General features: G+C 71.2%; 21 protein-coding genes and 1 riboswitch. Of the genes, 11 read left to right on the top strand and 10 right to left on the bottom strand.

Annotated elements, in window-relative coordinates:
* Positions 1-44 precede the first annotated feature (44 nt).
* The 3 genes from rsgA to OG753_RS27670 all read right to left on the bottom strand — a co-directional run bounded on the left by rsgA (position 45) and on the right by OG753_RS27670 (position 3,212).
* Entirely contained in the window at positions 45-1,055 is a 1,011-nt protein-coding gene (gene rsgA / locus OG753_RS27660) for a ribosome small subunit-dependent GTPase A (RefSeq protein WP_327264355.1), read from the bottom strand.
* 8 nt (positions 1,056-1,063) lie between these two features.
* A complete protein-coding gene (aroA, locus tag OG753_RS27665; RefSeq protein ID WP_327264356.1) occupies positions 1,064-2,434 on the bottom strand; it encodes a 3-phosphoshikimate 1-carboxyvinyltransferase in 1,371 nt (456 codons plus the stop codon).
* A gap of 64 nt (positions 2,435-2,498) precedes the next feature.
* Positions 2,499-3,212 carry a M50 family metallopeptidase gene (locus tag OG753_RS27670; protein ID WP_327264357.1) on the bottom strand — a complete coding sequence of 238 codons (714 nt, stop codon included), beginning with the start codon at positions 3,210-3,212 and terminating at the stop codon, positions 2,499-2,501.
* A gap of 80 nt (positions 3,213-3,292) precedes the next feature.
* Between OG753_RS27670 and OG753_RS27675 the strand changes: the two genes are divergently transcribed.
* The 8 genes from OG753_RS27675 (at position 3,293) to def (ending at position 10,912) form a co-directional block, all read left to right on the top strand.
* Positions 3,293-4,111, top strand: a complete 819-nt coding sequence (locus OG753_RS27675; protein ID WP_327264358.1) for an SOS response-associated peptidase — start codon at positions 3,293-3,295, stop codon at positions 4,109-4,111.
* Positions 4,112-4,147: 36 nt separating this feature from the next.
* Positions 4,148-4,804, top strand: a complete 657-nt coding sequence (locus OG753_RS27680; protein WP_405790528.1) for an alpha/beta family hydrolase — start codon at positions 4,148-4,150, stop codon at positions 4,802-4,804.
* 377 nt (positions 4,805-5,181) lie between these two features.
* On the top strand, positions 5,182-5,826 hold the full coding sequence (locus OG753_RS27685; protein ID WP_030385954.1) for a sigma-70 family RNA polymerase sigma factor: 645 nt from the start codon (positions 5,182-5,184) through the stop codon (positions 5,824-5,826).
* The gene (rsrA, locus tag OG753_RS27690) at positions 5,823-6,128 is read left to right on the top strand and encodes a mycothiol system anti-sigma-R factor (RefSeq protein WP_030012982.1); all 306 of its coding nucleotides are present in this window, start codon (positions 5,823-5,825) and stop codon (positions 6,126-6,128) included. The genes OG753_RS27685 and rsrA overlap by 4 nt, the downstream gene beginning before the upstream one ends.
* Positions 6,129-6,329: 201 nt before the next feature.
* Entirely contained in the window at positions 6,330-7,820 is a 1,491-nt protein-coding gene (locus OG753_RS27695) for an HD-GYP domain-containing protein (RefSeq protein WP_405790530.1), read from the top strand.
* Positions 7,817-9,076, top strand: coding sequence for an HD-GYP domain-containing protein (locus OG753_RS27700; RefSeq protein ID WP_405790532.1), 1,260 nt, complete (start codon positions 7,817-7,819; stop codon positions 9,074-9,076). The genes OG753_RS27695 and OG753_RS27700 overlap by 4 nt, the downstream gene beginning before the upstream one ends.
* 131 nt (positions 9,077-9,207) lie before the next feature.
* A complete protein-coding gene (locus OG753_RS27705) occupies positions 9,208-10,194 on the top strand; it encodes a hypothetical protein (protein ID WP_030385957.1) in 987 nt (328 codons plus the stop codon).
* Positions 10,195-10,276: 82 nt separating this feature from the next.
* Positions 10,277-10,912, top strand: coding sequence for a peptide deformylase (gene def / locus OG753_RS27710; RefSeq protein ID WP_327264362.1), 636 nt, complete (start codon positions 10,277-10,279; stop codon positions 10,910-10,912).
* 73 nt (positions 10,913-10,985) lie between these two features.
* Here def and OG753_RS27715 read toward each other — a convergent pair whose 3' ends face one another.
* Positions 10,986-11,951, bottom strand: a complete 966-nt coding sequence (locus OG753_RS27715; protein ID WP_327264363.1) for a helix-turn-helix domain-containing protein — start codon at positions 11,949-11,951, stop codon at positions 10,986-10,988.
* A gap of 81 nt (positions 11,952-12,032) precedes the next feature.
* On the opposite strand from OG753_RS27715, the gene OG753_RS27720 reads away from it, so the two are divergent.
* Positions 12,033-12,257: a hypothetical protein gene (locus OG753_RS27720; RefSeq protein WP_327264364.1), complete on the top strand. Its 225-nt coding sequence runs from the start codon at positions 12,033-12,035 to the stop codon at positions 12,255-12,257.
* A 118-nt stretch (positions 12,258-12,375) separates the two neighbouring features.
* On the opposite strand, the gene OG753_RS27725 is transcribed toward OG753_RS27720, so the two are convergent.
* The 6 genes from OG753_RS27725 to OG753_RS27750 form a co-directional block, all read right to left on the bottom strand.
* A complete protein-coding gene (locus tag OG753_RS27725) occupies positions 12,376-13,392 on the bottom strand; it encodes a ribonucleotide-diphosphate reductase subunit beta (protein ID WP_327264365.1) in 1,017 nt (338 codons plus the stop codon).
* The gene (locus OG753_RS27730; RefSeq protein ID WP_405790535.1) at positions 13,392-15,770 is read right to left on the bottom strand and encodes a ribonucleoside-diphosphate reductase subunit alpha; all 2,379 of its coding nucleotides are present in this window, start codon (positions 15,768-15,770) and stop codon (positions 13,392-13,394) included. The genes OG753_RS27725 and OG753_RS27730 overlap by 1 nt, the downstream gene beginning before the upstream one ends.
* Before the next feature lie 143 nt (positions 15,771-15,913).
* Positions 15,914-16,043: riboswitch (cobalamin riboswitch) on the bottom strand.
* 44 nt (positions 16,044-16,087) lie between these two features.
* Positions 16,088-16,585: a GNAT family N-acetyltransferase gene (locus OG753_RS27735; protein ID WP_327264367.1), complete on the bottom strand. Its 498-nt coding sequence runs from the start codon at positions 16,583-16,585 to the stop codon at positions 16,088-16,090.
* Positions 16,586-16,683: 98 nt separating this feature from the next.
* A complete protein-coding gene (locus tag OG753_RS27740) occupies positions 16,684-16,878 on the bottom strand; it encodes a YbdD/YjiX family protein (RefSeq protein WP_327264368.1) in 195 nt (64 codons plus the stop codon).
* A complete protein-coding gene (locus OG753_RS27745) occupies positions 16,878-19,097 on the bottom strand; it encodes a carbon starvation CstA family protein (protein WP_327264369.1) in 2,220 nt (739 codons plus the stop codon). The genes OG753_RS27740 and OG753_RS27745 overlap by 1 nt, the downstream gene beginning before the upstream one ends.
* Before the next feature lie 163 nt (positions 19,098-19,260).
* Positions 19,261-20,025: a GntR family transcriptional regulator gene (locus tag OG753_RS27750; RefSeq protein ID WP_030016685.1), complete on the bottom strand. Its 765-nt coding sequence runs from the start codon at positions 20,023-20,025 to the stop codon at positions 19,261-19,263.
* Positions 20,026-20,314: 289 nt separating this feature from the next.
* Here OG753_RS27750 and OG753_RS27755 point away from each other — a divergent pair, with 289 nt between their 5' ends.
* Positions 20,315-21,595: an extracellular solute-binding protein gene (locus tag OG753_RS27755; RefSeq protein WP_327264370.1), complete on the top strand. Its 1,281-nt coding sequence runs from the start codon at positions 20,315-20,317 to the stop codon at positions 21,593-21,595.
* A 75-nt stretch (positions 21,596-21,670) separates the two neighbouring features.
* The gene (locus tag OG753_RS27760) at positions 21,671-22,666 is read left to right on the top strand and encodes a sugar ABC transporter permease (protein WP_327264371.1); all 996 of its coding nucleotides are present in this window, start codon (positions 21,671-21,673) and stop codon (positions 22,664-22,666) included.
* The last annotated feature ends 2 nt before the right edge of the window (positions 22,667-22,668 follow it).

Consider the following 22,668-nt stretch of genomic DNA (forward strand, 5'->3'; position numbering starts at 1 on the left):
CAGACAGAGGGCTCGACAAACGCGGCCGACCCCCGCCCGTACGGTCAGTCGCCCTCGCGGCGTTCGCGCGTCTCCAGCAGCCGCCGCAGCGAATACAGCCGCGCCGGGTCCGCGTGGCCGTCCTCCACCCATTTGTCGAGCGCGCAGTCCTGTTCGTCGTGGCTGCACGCCCGCGGGCACTCCTCCGTCCCCGGCACCAGGTCCGGGAAGGCCAGGATCACCCGGGACGGGTCCACGTGGTGCAGGCCGAAGGAGCGCACGCCCGGGGTGTCGATGACCCAGCCGTCACCGCTCGGCAGCGGCAGTGCCAGCGCCGAGGTGGTGGTGTGCCGGCCGCGGCCGGTGACCGCGTTGACGTGCCCGGTGGCGCGCTGGCGGCCCTCGGCGACCAGCGAGTTCACCAGGGTGGTCTTGCCGACGCCCGAGTGGCCGACGAAGGCGGTGATCCGCCCGTCGAGCCGCTCGCGCACCCGGTCGGCCGCGTCGCCCGTGGCGAGCTCCTCGCGGTTGGTCACCACGTAGTTCACGCCGAGCGTCGAGTAGATCTCCAGGATCTTGTCCGCGGAGGTCAGATCGGACTTGGTGAGCACCAGCAGCGGCTCCAGCCCCGCGTCGTACGCCGCCACCAGGCAGCGGTCGATCATCCGGGGCCGGGGCTCCGGATCGGCCAGGGCCGTCACGATGGCCAGCTGGTCGGCGTTGGCGACGACCACCCGCTCGTACGGGTCGTCGTCGTCGGCGGTGCGCCGCAGGACGGACTTGCGCTCCTCGATCCGCACGATGCGGGCCAGCGTGTCCTTCTTGCCGGACAGGTCACCGACGATCCAGACCAGATCGCCCACGACCGCCGCCTTGCGGCCCAGTTCACGAGCCTTCATCGCGTGCACCGTGCGGTTCTCGACCAGGCAGGTCAGCCGGCCGCGGTCCACGGTGAGGACGAAGCCCTCGGCCGCGTCCTCGTGCTTGGGCCGGATGCTGGTCCGCGGCCGGTTCCCCTTGGGGTTCGGGCGCTGGCGGATGTCGTCCTCGTCGGTGTGCTTGCCGTACCTGCGCATGACCGGCCCTACGCTCCCGCACCCGCTCCGGGAGTCCCGGAGTCACCGGCGTCCCCGGCGAGCATGTCCGCCCACATCTTCGGGAAGTCCGGCAGGGTCTTCGCGGTCGTCGCCACGTTCTCGATCTGTACGCCCTCCACCGCCAGGCCGATCACCGCGCCCGCGGTGGCCATCCGGTGGTCGTCGTACGTGTGGAAGATGCCGCCGTGCATCCGGCGCGGGCGGATGCGCAGGCCGTCGGCGGTCTCGGTCACGTCGCCGCCGAGCGCGTTGATCTCCTTGGTCAGCGCGGCCAGCCGGTCCGTCTCGTGCAGGCGAAGGTGCGCGACACCGCGCAGCACCGACTCGGAGTCGGCCAGGGCCGCCACCGCCGCGATGCCCGGGGTGAGCTCGCCCACCTCGCTCAGGTCCACGTCGATGCCGTGGATCTTGCCGGTGCCGGTGAAGACCAGGCCCGCATCCGTCAGTTCGCAGGAGCCGCCCATCTCGGTGAAGATCCGGCGCAGCGCGTCACCGGGCTGGGTGGTGCGGCGCGGCCAGTCGGGGACGGTGACCGTACCGCCGGTGATCAGGGCCGCGGCCAGGAAGGGCTGCGCGTTGGAGAGGTCCGGCTCCACGACCATGTCGCGGCCCAGCAGCGCGCCGGGGGTCACTCGCCACACGTCCTTCTCGCCGCCGGCCTCGGGGGTGTCGACCTGGGCGCCCGCCGCGCGCAGCATCTCCACCGTCATCCGGATGTGCGGCATCGACGGCAGGGTGGTCCCCACGTGCCGGACCTCGACGCCCTGGTTGAAGCGCGGGGCGGAGAGCAGCAGCGCCGAGACGAACTGCGAGGAGTTGCTGGCGTCGATCTCGACCGTGCCGCCCTCGAGGGCGCCGCCGCCCAGGACGGTCATGGGCAGCGCGCCCCGGTTGTCGTCGTCGATGCGGGCACCGAGGGTGCGCAGGGCGCTGATGACCTGGCCGAGCGGGCGCTCGTAGGAGCGCGGGTCGCCGTCGAAGCGGATGTCGCCGTCGGCGAGGGTGGCCACCGGCGGCAGGAAGCGCATGACCGTGCCCGCATTGCCGACGTCCACGGTCGTCGGGCCGTGCAGGGCCGCCGGGATGACCCGCCAGGCCTCGCCGCCGGCGCCGTCGCCGGAGCTGGAGGAGACGGTCTCCTCGATGCCGACGCCCATCGCGCGCAGCGCGTCGGCCATCAGCTGGGAGTCGCGCGAGCGCAGCGGGCGGCGCACCCAGCCGGGCTCGGAGGCGAGAGCGGCGAGGACCAGGGCGCGGTTGGTGACCGATTTGGACCCCGGCACCGTGACGGTGGCGTGGACGGTCCCATCGGCGAGCGGAGCGGGCCAGAGGGCAGGGAGCGCGGGGGTCTCGGTCATGGCCCCCACTTTAGTGGCTTCCTCCGGCCCCAGATCTTGATCCCGGTCCCGTCTCAGGGAGCGGTCACAGACCGAGCAGCCAGCGGGCGCCGCCGATCAGCGAGCACAGGGCGACCACGTGGAAGAAGAGCAGCCACACCACCGGGTGCAGGTGAGTGAGCCGGCCGAGCTGGTCGGCGTCGGAATCCGGCGCCCCGCCGTTCCTGCGCTTGGCCCCCAGCTCGAAGACCGGCCGGACCCCGCCGAGCAGCAGGAACCACACCACGAGGTAGACGAAGGCGGCCTGCACGTCGGCCGGCGTCAGCCAGGACACCAGCAGGAAGGTCCCGCCGGTCAGTACCACCGTCAGCGCCCCGTACGCGTTCCGGATCATCACCAGCATCGCCAGGAGCAGGGCGGTGGCCACCCACAGCAGCAGCGTGATCCGGTGCGCGGAGAGCAGTGCCGCGCCGCCCAGCCCGAGCAGCGAGGGCGCCGTGTACCCGCCCGCGGCGGTCAGGATCATCCCGATCCCGGTCGGTCTGCCCCGGCTGACGGTGACCCCGCTGGTGTCGGAGTGCAGCCGTATCCCGCTCAGGCGCCGCCCGGTCAGCAGCGCCAGCAGGCCGTGCCCGCCCTCGTGCGCGATGGTGATGGCGTTGCGCGACAGCCGCCACAGCGGGCGGGGCCCCACGGCGGCGAGGGCGACCAGCCCTGTCACGATCACCAGCCACAGTTCGGGCGCGGCCTGTATGCCCGTGAGCCGGTCCCAGAGACCGGCCGTCGTACTGCTGTCCATAGGGTGGCGGACTCCTTGCGGTGGTGTTCCTGGGGGCACCTTCCGGCGGTGGCCGGGGGCGACATGGCAGTCTGGCAGCCATGTGCGGACGGTATGCAGCCAGTCGTGGGCCCGAGGACCTCGTGGAGGCGTTCGGCATCGAGAAGTGGGAGCCGGAGGAGGTCCTGGCCCCCGATTTCAACGTGGCGCCGACGAAAGAGGTCCACGTGATCCTCGACCGTCCCCTCAAAGACGCTTCGCACGCCCGTCCGGTTCGCCAGCTGCGCGTCCTGAAATGGGGGCTGGTCCCCTCCTGGGCCCAGAACCCCGACGGCGCCGCCCGGATGATCAACGCCCGGTCCGAGACCCTGCACGAGAAGCCGTCCTTCCGCCGGCCGTTCGCGCAGCGCCGCTGCATCGTCCCCGCGGACGGCTACTACGAGTGGGTCACCGCCCACGACGAGCGGCAGCTGGAGGTGGAGGGCAAGAAGAAGCGGGCCCGCAAGCAGCCCTACTTCGTGCTCCCCTCCGACGGATCCGTCTTCGCCATGGCCGGGATATACGAGTTCTGGCGCGACCGGACCCTGCCTGACGAGCACCCGCTCGCCTGGTGGGTCACCTGCTCGGTGATCACCACCGAGGCCGAGACGACACCCCTGGGCGTGGCCCCCGCCGAGGGGCCGCGCTCGCTGTCCGAGATCCACCCCCGGATGCCGCTCATGCTGACCCCGGACCGCTGGGACGCCTGGCTGGACCCCGCGAACACCGACACCGAGGGCTCGCTGCGGGCGCTGCTGGCGCCGCCGCCCGGCGGGCTGATGCGGGCCTACCCGGTGTCCACGGCCGTGAGCAGCGTGCGCAACAACGGCCCGGAACTGCTGACGGAGCTCGCCGCGCCGGAGGAGGCCACCCTCTTCTAGGGGGTCCTTCGGCTCCTGCCCGGCAGGATGGGACGCATGACCACGCGTACCGAGAGCGTCGACACCCCGGCGGGCGAGGCCCGCATCACCTGGCACACGGCGCCGGAGCCCGGGCCAAAGCTCGTCCTCGCCGTGAGCCACGGAGCCGGCGGCGGCATCGAGGCCCGGGACCTCCGGGCGCTGGCCGACGCCCTGCCGGCCCGCGGGATCACGGTGGCCCTGGTCGAACAGCCCTGGCGGGTCGCCGGGAAGAAGGTCGCCGCCGCCCCCAAGGTGCTGGACGAGGGCTGGCGCGGGGTCTGGCCGGCGCTCACGGCGCCCGGACTGCCGGTGGTCGCGGGCGGCCGCAGCGCCGGGGCCCGGGTGGCCTGCCGGACCGCCGCCGAACTGGGCGCCGCCGGGGTGCTGGCGCTGGCGTTCCCGCTGCACCCGCCGGGCCGGCCGGAGAAGTCCCGCGCCGCGGAGCTCACCGGGGCCGGCCGGCCCACCCTCGTGGTCCAGGGCGGCCGGGACCCCTTCGGGCGGCCCGAGGAGTTCCCCGAGCCGGGCGGCCGGGACCCGTACGAGCTCGTGGAGGTGGCGCACGGGGATCACGGCTTCGCGGTGCCGAAGAAGGCGGACACCACCCAGGAGGAGGCGCTCCTGACGATCACCGAAGCGGTCGCGGAGTGGCTCGCGCGGCTCCCCGTGTGACGGCGGACGGGCGCGCCCCGGGGACGGGCCGCATACCTGCAAAAAGATCCGCCGAGGACCTGCCGGGGACCTGCCGAAGATCCGCCGAGGACCTGCCGGGGACCTGCCGAAGATCCGCCGAGGACCTCGCGGCCCCCGGGAATGCGCCGCCCGCCCCTTCTGTTGTCTCGGATGTCGGAACGTAGGGGAACTCGTCGGAGGAGAGGGAGCGCATGACCCAGGTCATCAGCCAGAACCGTCGGCAGGCCGCTGACCTGGACTGGACCGTGCTGCCCGCGCCCAAGCGCAGCTCGCTTCGGGCGGCGGAGGGCCGGGAAGGTCGACTATTCTCCGATTCGAGCGGATCCGCTTTCGGAGCCGCCACGCTGTCGGAGGAGGTGGGTCCTGTCGCTGGGACCGACGAAGGCCACGCGGAGGAGACGACCCTGGAGCGCAATGCGCGCTTCGAACGGGACGCCCTCGGCTACCTCGACCAGATGTACTCGGCCGCGCTGCGCATGACGCGCAATCCGGCCGACGCCGAGGACCTGGTCCAGGAGACGTACGCGAAGGCATACGCGTCCTTCCACCAGTTCCGCGAGGGCACCAACCTGAAGGCGTGGCTGTACCGCATTCTGACCAACACCTTCATCAACTCCTACCGCAAGAAGCAGCGCGAACCCCAGCGCAGCGCCGCGGAGGAGATCGAGGACTGGCAGCTGGCGCGCGCCGAGTCGCACATGTCGACCGGACTGCGTTCCGCCGAGTCGCAGGCGCTCGACCACCTGCCCGATTCGGATGTGAAGGAAGCACTGCAGGCCATTCCGGAGGAGTTCCGCATCGCGGTCTACCTTGCCGACGTAGAGGGCTTTGCGTACAAGGAGATCGCGGACATCATGGGTACACCCATCGGTACGGTCATGTCGCGACTGCACCGTGGCCGCCGTCAACTCCGCGGAATGCTGGAGGACTATGCCCGTGAGCGCGGGCTGGTTCCCGCGGGCGCGGGAGAGTCGAACGACCGGAAAGGCTCGGGCTCATGAGTTGCGGAGAGCCGCACGAGACAGAATGCTCCGAGGTACTGGATCACCTGTACGAGTTTCTCGACCAGGAGATGCCGGACAGTGACTGCACGAAGTTCGAGACGCACTTCGGCGAGTGCAATCCCTGCCTGGAGAAGTACGGCCTGGAACAGGCCGTGAAGAAGCTCGTGAAGCGTTGCTGCGGGTCGGACGACGTGCCGACCGACCTGCGGTCGAAGGTGATGGGCCGGATCGAGCTGATCAGGTCCGGTCAGGCGGTTCCCGACCACGACGTCACCGCCGACAACCCCGCGCCCGGCTGACCGGCCCGGTAACCGGCCGACGATTCGACAGCCGCCCCCGGAAGGGCACTTCGTTCACCCGAATGTGCTAATCCGGGGGCGTCCGCATGGCCCAATGCACAAATCCGGCCCACCACGCTCCGGGCCCCGCCTATTCTCCCCATTCGGTGCTGGTTCCTTATCTCAGTACCCGGTGTGCACGGCACAGGGGAGGAGAGCGCCATGCGGGCACTTCCGCCGGGGGCGCGCGGATTCATCCTGTGCGCCGTCCTCGCCGCCGCCGCGTGCGTCACCCCGGCCCTCACGGATTCCGGTACGCCCTGGGCGGCCGTGGCCCTGCTCGCCGTGCTCTGCCTCGCCTGCGAACTCGTCAGGATCTGCCCGCTGCTGGGCAGCCGGGTGCCCGAGGGCCTCGGCTCCTTCTTCCCCGTGGTGCTCGCCGCCGTCTTCCTGCTGCCGCCCGCCGCCGCCGCGCTCGTGGCGCTGCCCGGAGGGCTCGCGGGGACCGTCGCCCAGCGGCCCGTCCGGGTGCGCCGTGTGTGGCACGGCGCTCAGCAGGCGATGGCAGCATGGGCCGCGGGGCAGGTGTACGGGCTGCTGGGCGGCCCCGCCGCCCTCGCCGCGGGCCCACCCGCCACCGCGTCCGGACCGCCGGCCGGCTTCCCCTGCCTGCTGCTGCCCGCGGCCGGTGCGGCCGTCACCTTCTGCCTGGTGCTCGCCGCCCTCGACGTCGGCATCCTGGCCGTCGCCGAACGCAGGCCGGCCGCCACGGCCCTGCGCGGGCTGCCGGCCCTCGCCCCGTACTGCGTCCACGGCCTCGCCGGCCTGATGATGGCCGTCATGTGGCGCAGCCCGTACGGGATCCCGGCCGCGCTGCTCGTGCTGCTGCCGATGTACGTCTCCTGCTGGGTCTTCGCCCAGTACCACCGCGAGCACGCCGCCCACCGGGCCACCATCCGCGCCCTCGTCCAGGCCGTCGACATCAAGGACCGCTACACGCGGGGCCACAGCGAACGGGTGGGCCAGGCCTCGGCGATGATCGCCCGTGAGCTGGGCATGACCGGGGACCGGCTGGAGACGGTGCGCATCGCCGGGATCCTGCACGACGTCGGCAAACTCGGCGTTCCCACCCGGCTGCTGCGCAAGGACGGGCCGCTCACCCCGCAGGAACGCCGGATCATCGAGCTGCACCCCGAGTACGGGCACGAGATGGTGCGCGGGATCGACTTCCTGGGCGAGGCCCGGTGCGCGATCCTGCACCACCACGAGCGGGTCGACGGCTCCGGCTATCCGTACGGGCTGACCGGCGAGCAGATCCCGGTGCTGGCCCGGGTGGTGGCGGTGGCCGACGCCTTCGACGCGATGACCTCGACCCGCTCGTACAGCAGGGCCCGGCCGGTCCCGACGGCGCTGGCCGAGCTGGAGCGGTGTGCGGGCGCCCAGTTCGACCCGGCGATGGTACGGGCCCTGACGGGCGCCATCGGGCGGCACGGCTGGCACCCGGTGGTCACCTCGGACGAGGACCTCCAGGTGATCAGCGGCCCGGCTCCCGCAGGCCCCCTGCCCGGACCCGGCGCCCCCGCCCCCGCTCCCAGGGCCGGTGCGAGCGAGGACGGGCCCGGCGGGAGCGGCACCCCGGGCCGGAGCCCGCAGGACAGCAGCCCGGCCGACGGCGGTGCGGGCCCGATGCAGCCCACCCGGGGCGCGCGGTGAAGGGGACCGCCACCTGGGGCGTGCGCGGCGCGGCCGCGCTGCTCACCGTCGCAGGGCTCGGCCACACCCTGTGGCACGGCGTCGACGAACCCGGCGCGGCCCTGGCCTTCGGAGCCCTGATCGCCATCGGGGAGCTCGCCCGGCGCGACCGCCAGGACCCCCCGGGCCGCCGGCCCGCACCGCTCGGCTCCGCCGGGGCCCTCGCCTACGCCCTGCTCGGCCAGAACGCCGGGCAGCCCACCCACCACGGGGTGCTCCAGACCGTCGCGGTCGTCGTCGCGGCCGCCCTCGCCGGGATCGTCCCGCACATCGCCCGCGGCCGGGGCCCCGCCCTCGACCACCTCTCCCGCCGGGTGCTCACCGCCGCCTTCGCCGCCGCCTGTTTCCAGCCGCTCTACAACTCGGGCCGGCTGGAGCAGTGGCTGGGCCAGGGCCCGTACCTCGTCCTCTTCCTGCTCCTCCTCCTCGGCCTCACCGTTCTGTGCGACGCGGTGCTCGCCGCCGCGCCGGCGGGTGCCCGGACCGGCCGGCCGTACGGTCCGCTGCTGCGCGACGAACTGCGAGCCCAGCTCGGCATCGGCTCGGCGATCTGCGCCACCGGGGTCGTGATGGCGCTCGGTGCGGCCGTCGCGGGCCTGTGGGCCGTACCCGTCTTCAGCGTGCCCCTGCTGCTGACCCAGCTGTCCTTCCACCGGATCACCGCGATCCGCACCACCTACCGCCAGACCATCACCTCCCTGGCCCGCGCCACCGAGATCGCCGGCTGCACCCGGCCGGGCCACTCGCGCCGGGTCGCCGCCCTGAGCTGCGCCGTGGGCCGGGAGCTGGGCCTGTCGGAGCGGGAGCTCACGGTGCTGGAGTACGCCGCCCTGATGCACGACATCGGGCAGCTCTCCCTCGTCGACCCGGTCCCGGACGGGGCCACGGCCGGGCTGCCGGGCGCCGAGGCCCGGCGGATCGCCGAGCTGGGCGGGGAGGTGGCCCGGCAGACCGGGGTGTCCGCCGAGGTGGCCGTGATCGTGGAGCGGCAGGCGGATCCTTACCGGGAACAGCCGCTCGCGGCCCGGATCGTGCGTACGGTGAATGCGTACGACGATCTGGTCGGCGGGAGCCGTCACCCGGGTGGCTCACTGGCCGCTCTGGAGCGGCTCCGCCTGGGCACCGGGCATGATTACCAGCCGGAGGTCGTCGAATGCCTGGCAAGGGTTCTGGCCAGGGGCGGACGTGGCAGAGTGGTGCCCGTCCCACCTGGGTAACCCATGGGTAATGAGCGGCCGTCCGAGTGGGCATGGTTGGATGCCAGTAAGAGGGACCGTAGGAGTGTCCGCAAGGCTGCACCGTAGTCACCCGGCGACCGCCGGGAGGTGCCCCCAGGCAGGCGGGAATCGTGAGGATCTTCGGGAAGGTACGGCATCGGCCCTCCGCCTCGTGGCGGCAGGCCACCGACCGCGCGTTCACGCTGATCGGCGACGGGCGGTACGAGGACGCGGGCGCGCTGCTGACGAGAGCGGCGGACCTGGAGCCCTGGCTGTCCGAGTCCTGGTTCAATCTGGCCCTTTTGCACAAGTTCCGGCACGACTGGGAGCAGGCGCGGGCCGCCGGGCTGCGCGCCGTGGCCCTGCTGGACCGTGAGACCGGCGCCCCGGACTGGTGGAACGTGGGGATCGCCGCCACCGCGCTGCAGGACTGGCCGCTGGCCCGGCGGGCCTGGCAGGCGTACGGGCTGAAGGTGCCCGGGGACGCGGCCGGGGCGGGCGAACCGGTCGGCATGGAGCTCGGCAGCGCCGCCGTGCGGCTCTCGCCCGAGGGCGAGGCCGAGGTGGTCTGGGGCCGTCGGCTGGATCCGGCCCGGCTGGAGGTCCTGTCGATCCCGCTGCCCTCCTCGGGGCGGCGCTGGGGCGAGGTCGTGCTCCACGACGGGGTCCCGCACGGCGAGCGGGTGACCGCGGCCGGGCCCTCGTACCCCGTCTTCGACGAGATCGAGCTGTGGGCGCCGTCCCCCGTGCCGACCTGGGTGGTGCTGCTGGAGGCGGCCACCGAGGCGGACCGTGACGCGCTGGAGCAGCTGGCCTCGGACGCCGGTTTCGCCGCCGAGGACTGGTCCTCGTCGGTGCGGCTGCTGTGCCGGACCTGCTCGGAGAGCGAGATGCCGAGCGACGAGGGCGACGGCGAGCACCTCGATCCGCATGATCACAGCGAGCCGGGGCACCCCGGACCGCTGGGGCACCGTACGGCCGGCTCCGGCTCCCTGTGGGTCCCCGAGCGCGAATGCGGGATCGCGGCGCCGGCCGGTCTGGTGCGCGGACTGCTCGACGGCTGGGTCGCGGACAGCCCGGGCACCCGCGAGTGGCGGGATCTCGAAGAAGTCTGCTGACCCGGGGCCGTAGGCTGTACGGGCACATCGGTGGCCGTCACGGCCATCGGTGACCGGGACTTACGGAAGGCGTACGGCGGACATGGCGCAGCAGGAGAACGAGGTTGTCGAGAGCGTGAACGACGGGTACGTCGTGGACACCGAGGACTGTGAGGCGCGCGAGCTCGCCCACCGTCAGCGCGGCACGGCCCGTCCGATCACGGTGGTCGGCAACCCGGTCCTGCACAGTGAGTGCAAGGACGTCACCGAGTTCGGCGACGAGCTGGCGCAGCTGATCGACGACATGTTCGCCAGCCAGAAGGCCGCCGAGGGCGTGGGCCTGGCCGCGAACCAGATCGGTGTGGACGCCAAGGTCTTCGTCTACGACTGCCCGGACGACGACGGCAAGCGGCACACCGGTGTCGTGGTCAACCCGAAGCTGATCGAGCTGCCGGCCGCCACCCGCGTGCTCGACGATTCGAACGAGGGCTGCCTGTCGGTCCCGACGGCGTACGCCTCGCTGGCCCGCCCGGACTACGCCGAGGTCGAGGGCCAGGACGCCCAGGGCAACCCGATCAAGGTGCGCGGCACCGGCTACTTCGCCCGCTGCCTGCAGCACGAGACCGACCACCTGTACGGCTACCTCTACATCGACCGCCTCTCGAAGCGGGACCGCAAGGACGCCCTGCGGCAGATGGAGGAGGGCACCCCGCGCTACGAGACGGTCCCCAACGCCTGACCGTCCCGCCGCGGCAGAGCTCCGCGTACGCCCCGCAGGCCCCGCTCCGGACCGGAGCGGGGCCTGCGGGGCGTCAGGCGGCCCGGGGGCCGCGGAAGGTGCGCCGGAAGGCGTTGGGGGTGGTGCCCAGGGTTCGCAGGAAGTGGTGGCGCAGGGCCGCCGCGTTGCCGAAGCCGCAGCGCCCCGCGATCGCGTCCACCGTTTCGTCGGTGGACTCCAGCAGCTCCTGCGCCAGCAGGACCCGCTGGCGCAGCACCCACTGGTACGGGGTGGTGCCGGTCTCCTGGAGGAAGCGGCGGGCGAAGGTGCGCGGGGACATCAGCGCGCGTTCCGCGAGCTGCTCGACCGTGATCTCCTCGTCCAGGTGGCGGGCCATCCAGCCGATCACCTCGCCGACCGTGTCGCAGGCCGTCCGGGGCAGCGGCCGCTGGATGAACTGGGCCTGCCCGCCGTCCCGGTGCGGGGGCACGACCATCCGGCGCGCGATGATGTTGGCGACCTCGGCCCCGTGCTCCTGGCGCACCACGTGCAGGCACGCGTCGATGCCCGAGGCCGTGCCGGCGGCAGTGATCACCGGGCCCTCGTCGACGTAGAGCACGTCCGGGTCGACGGCCGCCCGCGGGAAGCGGCGTGCCAGGGCCGCGGCGTGCATCCAGTGCGTGGTGCACTGTCGGCCGTCCAGCAGCCCGGCCGCGCCGAGGATATAGGCCCCGCTGCACACGCTCAGGACCCGCGCGCCCCGCTCCACGGCCCGGCGCAGGGCGGCGAGCAGGGGCTCGGGGTAGATGCGCTGGGCGGCGTCGCTCGCGGCGGGCAGGCAGATGAGATCGGCCTCCTCCAGCCGGTCCAGGCCGTGCGCGGGGGTGATCCCGAAGGCGCCCCCGCCCACCGCCAGCGGCCCGTCCTCCGCCGCGCACACGGCGAAGTCGTACACCGGTACGCCCATGTCACTGCGATCGATTCCGAACACCTCGCAGAAGATCCCCAGCTCGAAGGGGGCGACTCCGTCGACGAGGGCCACGGCCACGTTTTTCAGCATGACCACAGTGTGGCAGTAATTCGGCCTTCTGTGACAGTACTGCCACTGTCGATCATGGGCGATCAGGCGGACAGTAGAGACATGACCACCTTCGTGAGTTACCTCGCCATCACCGCCATCGCCGCCCTCCTGCTCGGGCCCAGCCTGTACGGGATCCTGCGCGACCGGCGCACCGACCGGCAGCTTCGGGCCGTCGCGACCCGGCTGGTGTGGCTGCCCCGCCAGCGCGCGGGCGGCCTCCCGCCCACCCCGCGCCGGCACGGCTTCCGGCCCGCCCGGCACTACTGGGGCCCCATCGCCCACTGAACACCGGGGAACGCGAGAAGCCGGGACACGGATTCCTCCGCATCCCGGCTCCCCGGTCACCTCGTGACCCGACTGACCCGGCTGACCCGACCGGACACGAGTCCGGGGACAGGGTCCCCTAGAAGTCCTCGTCCAGGTCGACCGTGCCCTCGACCGCGACCTGGTAGGCCGACGGACGGCGCTCGAAGAAGTTCGTCAGCTCCTGCACGCCCTGCAGCTCCATGAAGGAGAACGGGTTCTGCGAGCCGTACACCGGCGGGAACCCGAGACGGACCAGACGCTGGTCCGCGACGCACTCCAGGTACTCGCGCATCGACTCGGTGTTCATGCCCGGCAGGCCGTCACCGCACAGGTCGCGGCCGAACTGCAGCTCCGCCTCCACGGCCTCCTTGAGCATGTCGGTGACCTGCTGCTGGAGGGCGTCGTCGAAGAGCTCCGGCTCCTCCTTGCGGACCGTGTCCACGACCTCGAACGCGAAGTTCATGTGCATGGTCTCGTCACGGAACACCCAGTTGGTGCCGGTGGCCAGGCCGTGCAGCAGACCGCGCGAGCGGAACCAGTACACGTAGGCGAAGGCGCCGTAGAAGAACAGGCCCTCGATGCACGCCGCGAAGCAGATCAGGTTCAGCAGGAAGCGACGGCGGTCGGCCTGCGTCTCCAGCCGGTCCAGCTTCTCGACCTCGTTGATCCACTTGAAGCAGAACTGCGCCTTCTCGCGGATGGAGGGGATCTCCTCGACCGCGTCGAAGGCCGCCGCGCGGTCGTCCGGGTCGGGCAGATAGGTGTCGAGCAGCGTCAGATAGAACTGGACGTGCACGGCCTCCTCGAACAGCTGGCGCGACAGGTACAGGCGCGCCTCCGGGGAGTTGATGTGCTTGTAGAGCGTCAGCACCAGGTTGTTCGAGACGATCGAGTCGCCCGTCGCGAAGAACGCGACCAGACGGCCGATCATGTGCTGCTCGGCGGGCGTCAGCTTCGCGAGGTCCGCGACGTCCGAGTGGAGGTCGACCTCCTCGACGGTCCAGGTGTTCTTGATCGCGTCCCGGTAGCGCTCGTAGAAGTCCGGGTAGCGCATCGGGCGGAGCGTGAGCTCGAAGCCCGGGTCCAGGAGGTTCTTCTGGTCGTTGGAGCTCATTACTGGCAGGCCTCGCAGGACTCGGGGTTCTCAAGGGAGCAGGCCAGCGCCTCGGCGTCGGCGACCGCCTGCGGCAGCTCGACGGGCGCGGCCGCCTGCGCGGCACGGGCGATCTTCGTCGCCGGGCGCGAGCGCAGGTAGTAGGTGGTCTTCAGGCCCTGCTTCCAGGCGTACGCGTACATCGAGCTGAGCTTGCCGATGGTGGGCGTCTCCAGGAACAGGTTCAGCGACTGCGACTGGTCCAGGAACGGCGTACGGGCCGCCGCCATGTCGATCAGACCGCGCTGCGGGATCTCCCACGCCGTGCGGTACAGGTCGCGGACCTCGGCCGGGATCCAGCCGAAGCCCTGGACCGAGCCGGAGGAGTCGCGCAGCGCCTCACGGGTCTGGGCGTCCCACACGCCGAGCTGCTTCAGCTCCTCCACCAGGTAGCCGTTCACCTGGAGGAACTCACCGCTGAGCGTCTCGCGCTTGAAGAGGTTGGAGACCTGCGGCTCGATGCACTCGTACACACCGGCGATCGAGGCGATCGTGGCCGTCGGGGCGATGGCGAGGAGCAGCGAGTTGCGCATGCCGGACTTCGCGACGCGGGCGCGCAGCGCGTCCCAGCGCTCCGGCCAGTTCAGCTCGACGTCGTAGTGGTCCGGGTGCAGGACACCGCGGGCGGTGCGGGTCTGCTCCCAGGCGGGCAGCGGGCCGCTGCGCTCGGCGAGGTCGCACGAGGCCTCGTACGCGGCCAGCATGATGCGCTCGGAGAGCTTGGTGGACAGGGCCTTCGCCTCGGGGGAGTCGAAGGGCAGCTTCAGCTTGAAGAAGACGTCCTGCAGGCCCATCGCGCCCAGGCCCACCGGGCGCCAGCGGGCGTTGGAACGGCCGGCCTGCTCGGTCGGGTAGAAGTTGATGTCCACCACGCGGTCGAGGAAGGTCACGGCGGTGCGGACGGTCTCGTCGATCCGCTCCCAGTCGATCTCGCCGTCGACGACGAAGGCGCCCAGGTTGACCGAACCGAGGTTGCAGACGGCGGTCTCGCCGTCGTTGGTGACCTCGATGATCTCGGTGCACAGGTTCGAGGAGTGCACGACGGTGCCCGGCTCGGCGGTCTGGTTCGCCGTGCGGTTGGAGGCGTCCTTGAACGTCATCCAGCCCTGGCCGGTCTGCGCGAGGGTGCGCATCATCCGGCCGTACAGGTCGCGGGCGGGCATGGTCTTGCGGGCCAGGCCGTCCGCCTCGGCCTTGCGGTAGGCGGCGTCGAACTCGTCCCCCCACAGGTCGACCAGCTCGGGCACGTCGGCCGGGGAGAACAGCGACCAGTCGGCGTCGGCGTTCACACGGCGCATGAACTCGTCCGGCACCCAGTGGGCGAGGTTCAGGTTGTGCGTACGGCGCTGGTCCTCACCGGTGTTGTCGCGGAGCTCCAGGAACTCCTCGATGTCCGCGTGCCAGGTCTCCAGGTAGACCGCGGCGGCGCCCTTGCGGCGGCCGCCCTGGTTCACGGCGGCGACGGAGGCGTCGAGGGTCTTCAGGAACGGCACGATGCCGTTGGAGTGCCCGTTGGTGCCGCGGATCAGCGAACCGCGGGCGCGGATGCGGGAGTACGAGAGGCCGATGCCGCCGGCGTGCTTCGACAGGCGCGCCACCTGGTGGTAGCGGTCGTAGATCGAGTCGAGCTCGTCCAGCGGGGAGTCCAGCAGGTAGCAGGAGGACATCTGCGGGTGACGGGTGCCGGAGTTGAAGAGCGTGGGGGAGGACGGCAGGTAGTCCAGCCGGCTCATCAGCCGGTAGAGCGAGGCCACTTCCTCCACGGCCTGGACGCTCTCGTCCGCGGCGAGACCGCAGGCCACGCGCAGCATGAAGTACTGCGGGGTCTCGATGACCTGACGGGTGATCGGGTGGCGCAGCAGGTAGCGGCTGTGCAGGGTGCGCAGGCCGAAGAAGCCGAAGCGGTCGTCTGCGCCCTCGGCGAGGGTGAGCTCGACGAGCGAGTCCAGCCGGGCCGCGTGGGTGCGGACGAACTCGGCCGTGCGGTCGGCGATGAGGCCCTCGAGGTGGCCGACCTCGACGGAGGCCGAGAAGGACGTGGAGCCCTGGCTCGCGGCCTCGTCGCGCACGGCCAGCGTCAGCAGGCGGGCGGCGAGGCGGGAGTAGGCCGGGTCCTCGGAGATCAGACCGGCGGCGGCCTCCGTGGCCAGCCCGCGCAGTTCGGCGTCGTCGGCGGCGGAGCTGCGGCCGCGCAGCGCGGAGGCCGCGACCCGGCCGGGGTCGGTGTCGGGGAGGTCCGCCGTAAGTTCGGTGAGGGTACGCAGCAGCGTGGCCCCCGGGCCCTCGGTGTTGTCGCCAGAAGTGGACTCGGCGCGCGGTGCGGAAGGCGCGATGGTCACGGCGGGAGCTCTCCCTCGCTCGGCCCGGTCATCGGCGGGGAGGGGCGCGAGCGGGCGCATGCGGGCGCGACGCGAACGCGTACCCCGGCATGGCGTCCACCGGCCCAACCGCGAGGCCCGGACGAATCGGCACCCGGTTCGGTCGAGCCGGGCGCGCTGTCGGCAGGTCATCGGACTTGGCGTCCGGTAGCCGGACACTTCATACCGTTGCGGGACAGTTCCGGATTCGCACCGGATTCCCCTGCGGCGACAGCAGGCATGAGCATACATGTGGGGGCGGCCCGTTGCGGCAACCCCCACATGTAGTGTCGGCGTGGCTACAGCTTGAGCCGATACGCCAGGAGTGTCAGGCCCTCGATCGGCGCCCAGTCCCGCTCCGGCGTGCGTACGAAGCCCAGTCGCAGATAGATCCGGTGGGCGCCGGCCATGCTGCGCTGCGTGGAAAGAACCAGGCCGGTCACCCCGTCGAGGGCCTTCGCCCGCTCGATGCAGGCCCGCACCAGAGCCTCACCGGCACCCTGCCCGCGGGCCTCGTGGGCCACCGCGAGCATCCGGAACTCGGCCTCGTCCGGGGCCGCGATGTCGGCGAGCGGGCTGCCGGGCGCGGCGAAGGTCACCCCGCCCAGCAGGCGCCCGTCCCGCTCGGCGACGAGCACCTCGGCCCGGGCGGCCCGGCCGGCCACGTCGCGCAGCACGTCGAGGTAGGCGTCGTCCTCGTTGAAGTCCAGATGCCCGTCGGTGAGGTAGGCCTGCGCCGTGATCCCACCCAGCTCCGCGTAGTCGGCGGGCAGCGCCGTTCTGATCACCATGTCCATGAGGTCGAGTGTGCAGGACGGGCCGGTGGCGGTGCCCGGTGCGGATCCGGCGAAGGCCCCGCCGGAAGTGTCCGGCGGGGCCTTCGGTCCGGGTGGGCTCAGCAGCAGCGGAAGCCCTCGCGGGGGTCCGCCTCGCGGGCGTCCGTGCGGGCGCGTTCGAACGCGCGGCGGGTGAGCACCTCCGCGTCCGGGTCGTGGGAGCGGGCGTGGGCCACGTAGCGGTCGTACGCCGCCTCCCCCGAGAACTCCCGTACGTAGAAACGCACCTTCGCCAGCGCGCTGCGCACGCTCATCAGGCCACCGGCTCCTTGACGTGGCCGCCGCCCGCGTCCGGGCCCGCCGCGGCGAGCTCCGCCCGCTCCTCGGCGGTCGCGATCAGCCCGGCCGGGGCGACGATCTTCGACTCGGTCCACGGGACCTCGGAGAGGGTCGCCGAGCCGGGGTCGCGGACGGCCTTCAGGCAGGTCCGGGCCGCGTCCGCGAGGACCACGATGATCAGGACGGCGAAGAGGGCGCACAGGACGCCGTCCACCGTGGCGTTGGTGACCACGGTGTGCATGTCGTCCATGTTCTTGGCGGGCGGCAGGACCTTGTCGGCGTCGATCCCGGCCTGGTACTTGTCGCGCTGGGCGAAGAAGCCGACCTTCACGTCCTCGGAGAAGATCTTCTGATAGCTCGCGGTCAGGGTCACCGTGGCGTCCCAGACCAGCGGAACGCCCGTCACCCAGGCCCACTTGAGCCGGCCGGACTTGACCAGCAGCGTGGTGCAGACGGCCAGGGCGACCGCGGCGAGCAGCTGGTTGGCGATGCCGAAGAGCGGGAAGAGCTGGTTGATGCCGCCCAGCGGGTCCTTGATGCCGACCCACAGGAAGTAGCCCCAGCCGCCGACGACGATCGCGCTCGCGAACCACACGCCGGGCTTCCAGCTGACGTCCTTGAAGGACTTGTGCACGTTGCCGAGGGTGTCCTGGAGCATGAACCGGCCCACGCGGGTGCCCGCGTCGAGCGTGGTCAGGATGAACAGCGCCTCGAACATGATGGCGAAGTGGTACCAGAACGCCTTCATGCCCGCACCGCCGACCACGGCGGAGAAGATCTCGGACATTCCGAGTGCGAAGGTCGGCGCGCCGCCCGTACGGGAGAGCAGGCTGGCCTCCTCGACGTCCTTGGCGGCCTGGGCGAGCGCCTCGGGGGAGACGGCGAAGCCGAAGTTGGTCACGGCCTGGGAGGCGGACTCGACCGTGGTGCCGATGATGCCGGGAGGGGAGTTGACCGCGAAGAAGAGGCCGGGCTCGATGATGCAGGCCGCGATGATCGCCATGACGGCGACGAACGACTCGGTCAGCATCGCGCCGTAGCCGATCATGCGGACCTGCGTCTCCTTCTGGATCATCTTCGGGGTGGTTCCCGAGGAGACCAGGGCGTGGAAGCCGGAGAGCGCACCGCAGGCGATGGTGATGAAGACGAAGGGGAACATCGAGCCGGCGAAGACCGGTCCGTCGCCGCGGGCCGCGAAGTCGGTGACCGAGGGCATCTTCAGGGTGGGCATCGCGATGACCACGCCGATCGCGAGGAGCGCGATGGTGCCGACCTTCATGAAGGTGGACAGGTAGTCGCGGGGGGCGAGCAGCATCCACACCGGCAGCACCGATGCCAGGAAGCCGTACACCACCATCCAGATGACCAGCGTCTCCTTTTCCAGGGTGAAGGTGCCCGCGAAGGAGGACTCGGCGACCCAGCCGCCCGCGACGATGGCGAGCAGCAGCAGCGCGACGCCGATGACGGAGACCTCGGTGACCCGGCCCGGCCGCAGGACGCGCAGGTAGAAGCCCATGAACACGGCGATCGGGATGGTCATGCCGATGGAGAAGACGCCCCAGGGCGAGTGCGCCAGGGCGTTGACGATGACCAGGGCCAGGACCGCCAGCAGGATGATCATGATGGCGAACACGGCGATCAGGGCGGCGGCACCGCCGACGGGGCCGATCTCGTCCCTGGCCATCTGGCCGAGCGAACGGCCGTCGCGGCGGGTGGAGAAGAACAGCGTGACCATGTCCTGGACGGCGCCGGCGAAGATCACGCCCGCGACGATCCAGATGGTGCCCGGCAGGTAGCCCATCTGCGCGGCGAGCACGGGTCCGACGAGCGGGCCGGCGCCCGCGACGGCGGCGAAGTGGTGGCCGAAGAGCACCCGGCGGTCGGTGGGATGGAAGTCGACACCGTTGTCAAGGCGTTCGGCGGGGGTGGCCCGGGTCGCGTCCACCTTCAGCACGCGGTGGGCGATGAAGCGCGCGTAGAAGCGGTAGGCGATCGCGTACGAGCCCAGTGCGGCGGCGAGCAGCCAGGCCGCGGAGATCTCCTCGCCGCGCGAGAGCGCGAGCACGCCCCAGCCGATGGCGCCGACGAGTCCGACGAGCACCCACGCGGCGATGGACTTGGGAGAGGGCGAGCCGGGCGCGGTGCCCGGACTCGCCGTGTCCCGTTCTGCCCCTGTTGCTTCCGGTTCAGGCATGACCTCGTCCCCTCGTCGATCATCTGCGTAAGGGCAGGGAATCTACGGGGGATTGCCCGGTGAGCGTAAGGGTCCGTCCGCATTCCGGTATGTGAAGGAATTCGGTAGGCCGGGGTCCGCCGGGCGGGGCCGGGCGAGCTCGGACGGGGCCGAACGTACGAGGTCAGACCGCCGGGCGCTTGAGCCTGGCGACGAACTTGTAGCGGTCGCCGCGGTACACCGACCGCACCCACTCCACCGGTTCGCCGTCGGCGTCCAGGGAGTGGCGGGAGAGCATCAGCATCGGCAGGCCGACGTCGGTGCCGAGCAGGCCGGCCTCGCGCGGGGTCGCCAGTGAGGTCTCGATGGTCTCCTCGGCCTCGGCGAGGTGCACGTCGTACACCTCGGCGAGTGCCGTGTAGAGGGAGGTGTACTTGGCGAGCGACCGGCGCAGCGCGGGAAAGCGCTTGGCCGACAGGTGCGTGGTCTCGATGGCCATCGGCTCACCGCTCGCCAGGCGCAGCCGTTCGATGCGAAGGACCCGTCCGCCCGTGGTGATCTTGAGCAGTCCGGCGAGGGTGTCGTCGGCCGTCACGTAACCGATGTCGAGGAGCTGGGACGTCGGTTCCAGTCCCTGGGCCCGCATGTCCTCCGTGTACGAGGTCAGTTGCAGGGCCTGGGAGACCTTGGGCTTGGCCACGAAGGTGCCCTTGCCCTGGATCCGTTCCAGTCGCCCCTCTACGACCAGTTCCTGGAGGGCCTGCCGGACGGTGGTCCGCGAGGTGTCGAACTCGGCCGCGAGCGTGCGCTCCGGCGGCACCGGGGTGCCGGGCGGCAATGTCTCGGTCATGTCGAGCAAGTGCCGCTTGAGTCGGTAGTACTTGGGCACGCGCGCCGTGCGAGTGGCCGCCCCGCCCTCCGGCTCCGTGGTCGCCCCTTCGGTGGCCATCGCCGCCCGCCTTCCCGACTCCAGTTTCGCTGCCGTCACCGGCTCCTCCGATATGTGCGGTCACATCGTGACACGTAAGGGGGGACAGGCCTTCTCTCTCCCCAGGTGTCGGTCCGATAACGGACCGGGCACCCGCTCATTAGACCCTTGACACCCCTAAAGGTCTAGGCCAAGCTCCAGCTACTGGTCTAAACCAATATGGATCAGATCCCGGCCCCACGGCAGTACTTCGCGTATGTCACCGCGGCGGGCAAGGGAAGTGCAGGCAGGCATCCCTGAGGAGGGTGGCGTGAAGCGCAAGCTCATCGCGGCGGTTGGAGTCGCGGGCATGGTGATCGGCCTCGCGGCGTGCGGTGATTCCGACAGCAAGGGGGGCGACAAGGCTTCCGAGGCCAAGGAGCTCACCGTCTGGCTGACGGTCGACGCCCAGAAGAACTGGCCGGAGCTCGTGAAGGCGGCCGACGACGCGATCGTTGCCAAGCACCCGGGTCTCACGATCAAGCACGAGTACTACGGCTGGCCGGACAAGAACGCCAAGCTGGACGCCGTACTTGCCACGGACAAGGCCCCGGACGTTGTCGAGATGGGCAACTCCGAGATGATCGGCTACACGTCGACCGGCGCCTTCGCCGAGATCGACCCGTCGAAGTTCGAGAACTCCGGCGCCTGGCTGGACGCCCTCAAGGAGTCCGTGACCTACGACGGCAAGACCTACGGCGTCCCCTACTACGCCGGTGGCCGTGTGGGCACCTGGCGCAAGGACATCGCCGCCGAGGCCGGCGTCGCCGCCGCGCCGAAGACGTGGGCCGAGTACACCGCCGCGCTGGACAAGATCCAGGCCGCGAAGGGCGACAAGTTCAGCGCCCTCTACCAGCCCTCCCCGGACTGGTACGCCGCGATGTCCTTCGTCTACGAGGCGGGCGGCAGCATCGCCAAGAAGGACGGCGACAAGTGGAAGGGCAACCTGTCCTCCCCCGAGTCGCTGAAGGGGCTCAAGCAGTACAAGGAGCTCCTCGACAAGTACATGCACGCCGACAAGACCAAGGACGAGTCCGACCGTCCGGTCGTCTTCGGCCAGGGCAACTCCGCGGCGATCTTCGCCGCCGCCTGGGAGGGCGCCACTGCCGCCACCCCGGAGAACGACAAGGTCGGCGGCCTGAAGGACAAGCTGGAGAACTTCGTCCAGCCCGGCCCGAGCGGCAAGAACCTCCCGGTCTTCCTGGGCGGTTCGGACCTGGCCATCCCGGCCAAGTCCAAGGCCAAGGACATCGCCGCCGAGTGGATCAACGTCTTCACCGGCGCCCAGGGCCAGAAGGGCCTGATCGCCAAGGGCAACCTGCCCAACAACAAGACGGACCTCGGCCCGCTGAAGGCCGACCCGAAGACCCAGGTCGCGGCCACCGCCGCCGAGTCCTCCTGGTTCGTCCCGACGGCGTCCGGCTGGGGCCAGATCGAGAAGGCCAAGCTCCTCCAGACCACGCTGCGCGACATCGGCACCGGCAACAAGTCGGTCGAGGACGCGGCCAAGGCCGCCGACGCCGAGATCGACAAGGTCATCAACACCAAGTGACCTGAGTGGGCAGGGCCCCGCCGGACCGGCGGGGCCCTGCTGCCCGTCAAGAGAGGGACCCCCGAGGAGCGCGCGATGAGTGCCGCACAGACAACCACCGCCGACCTGCCGCCGGCGAAGCAGAAGACTCCCCCCGGAGCGAAGTCGGGCAGCCCCGCCGCGCCGGGCCGGCCCAGCCGCAAGGGCCCCGGTGCCACTCCCTGGCTGCTGCTGGCCCCGTGCCTGCTGGTCATCGCCCTCGTCATGGGGTACCCGCTCTACCGGCTGGTGGCCCTGTCCTTCCAGAGCTTCGGCAAGTCCGAGCTCTGGGGCTTCAAGGATCCCGAGTTCGTCGGCTTCGACAACTTCGCCAAGATCCTCGGCGACGGCGAGTTCTGGGCCGTCGTCCTGCGTACGGTGATCTTCGCAGTCGGCGCGGTCGCCGCGACGATGGTGATCGGCATGCTCATCGCGCTGCTGCTCCAGAAGGTCTCCGGCTGGGTCAAGGCGCTCATCAGCATCGCCCTCGTGGCGAGCTGGGGCATGCCCATCATCGTCGCCACCGCCGTCTTCAAGTGGCTCTTCGACGCCGACTACGGCGTCCTCAACTACCTGATGAGTAAGCTCCCCGGCGTCGACATGGTCGGCCACAACTGGTTCACCAGCGGCCCCCAGGGCCTCGCGGTGATCATGCTGCTGGTGGTCTGGGGTGCGGTCCCCTTCGTCGTCATCACCCTCAGCGCGGGCCTCACCCAGGTGCCCAAGGAGCTGGAGGAGGCCGCCCGGCTCGACGGGGCGGGCGCGTGGGGCGTGTTCCGGCACGTCACCCTCCCGATCCTGAAGCCGATCCTCGTCATGCTGACGACCCTCTCCGTCATCTGGGACATGGGCGTCTTCCCGCAGGTCTTCGTGATGCGCAACGGGAACCCCGAGGCGGAGTTCCAGCTGCTGACCACCTACTCGTACCAGCAGGCCTTCGTGGTCAACGACTATTCGGGCGGCTCCGCGATCGCCCTGGTGACCGTCCTGCTGCTGCTCGGCGTGGTCGCCGTCTACATGCGCCAGATGCTCAAGATCGGAGAGGTGGAATGAGC

This window comes from Streptomyces sp. NBC_00029 (genome assembly GCF_045160505.1).
Taxonomy (GTDB): Bacteria; Actinomycetota; Actinomycetes; order Streptomycetales; family Streptomycetaceae; genus Streptomyces.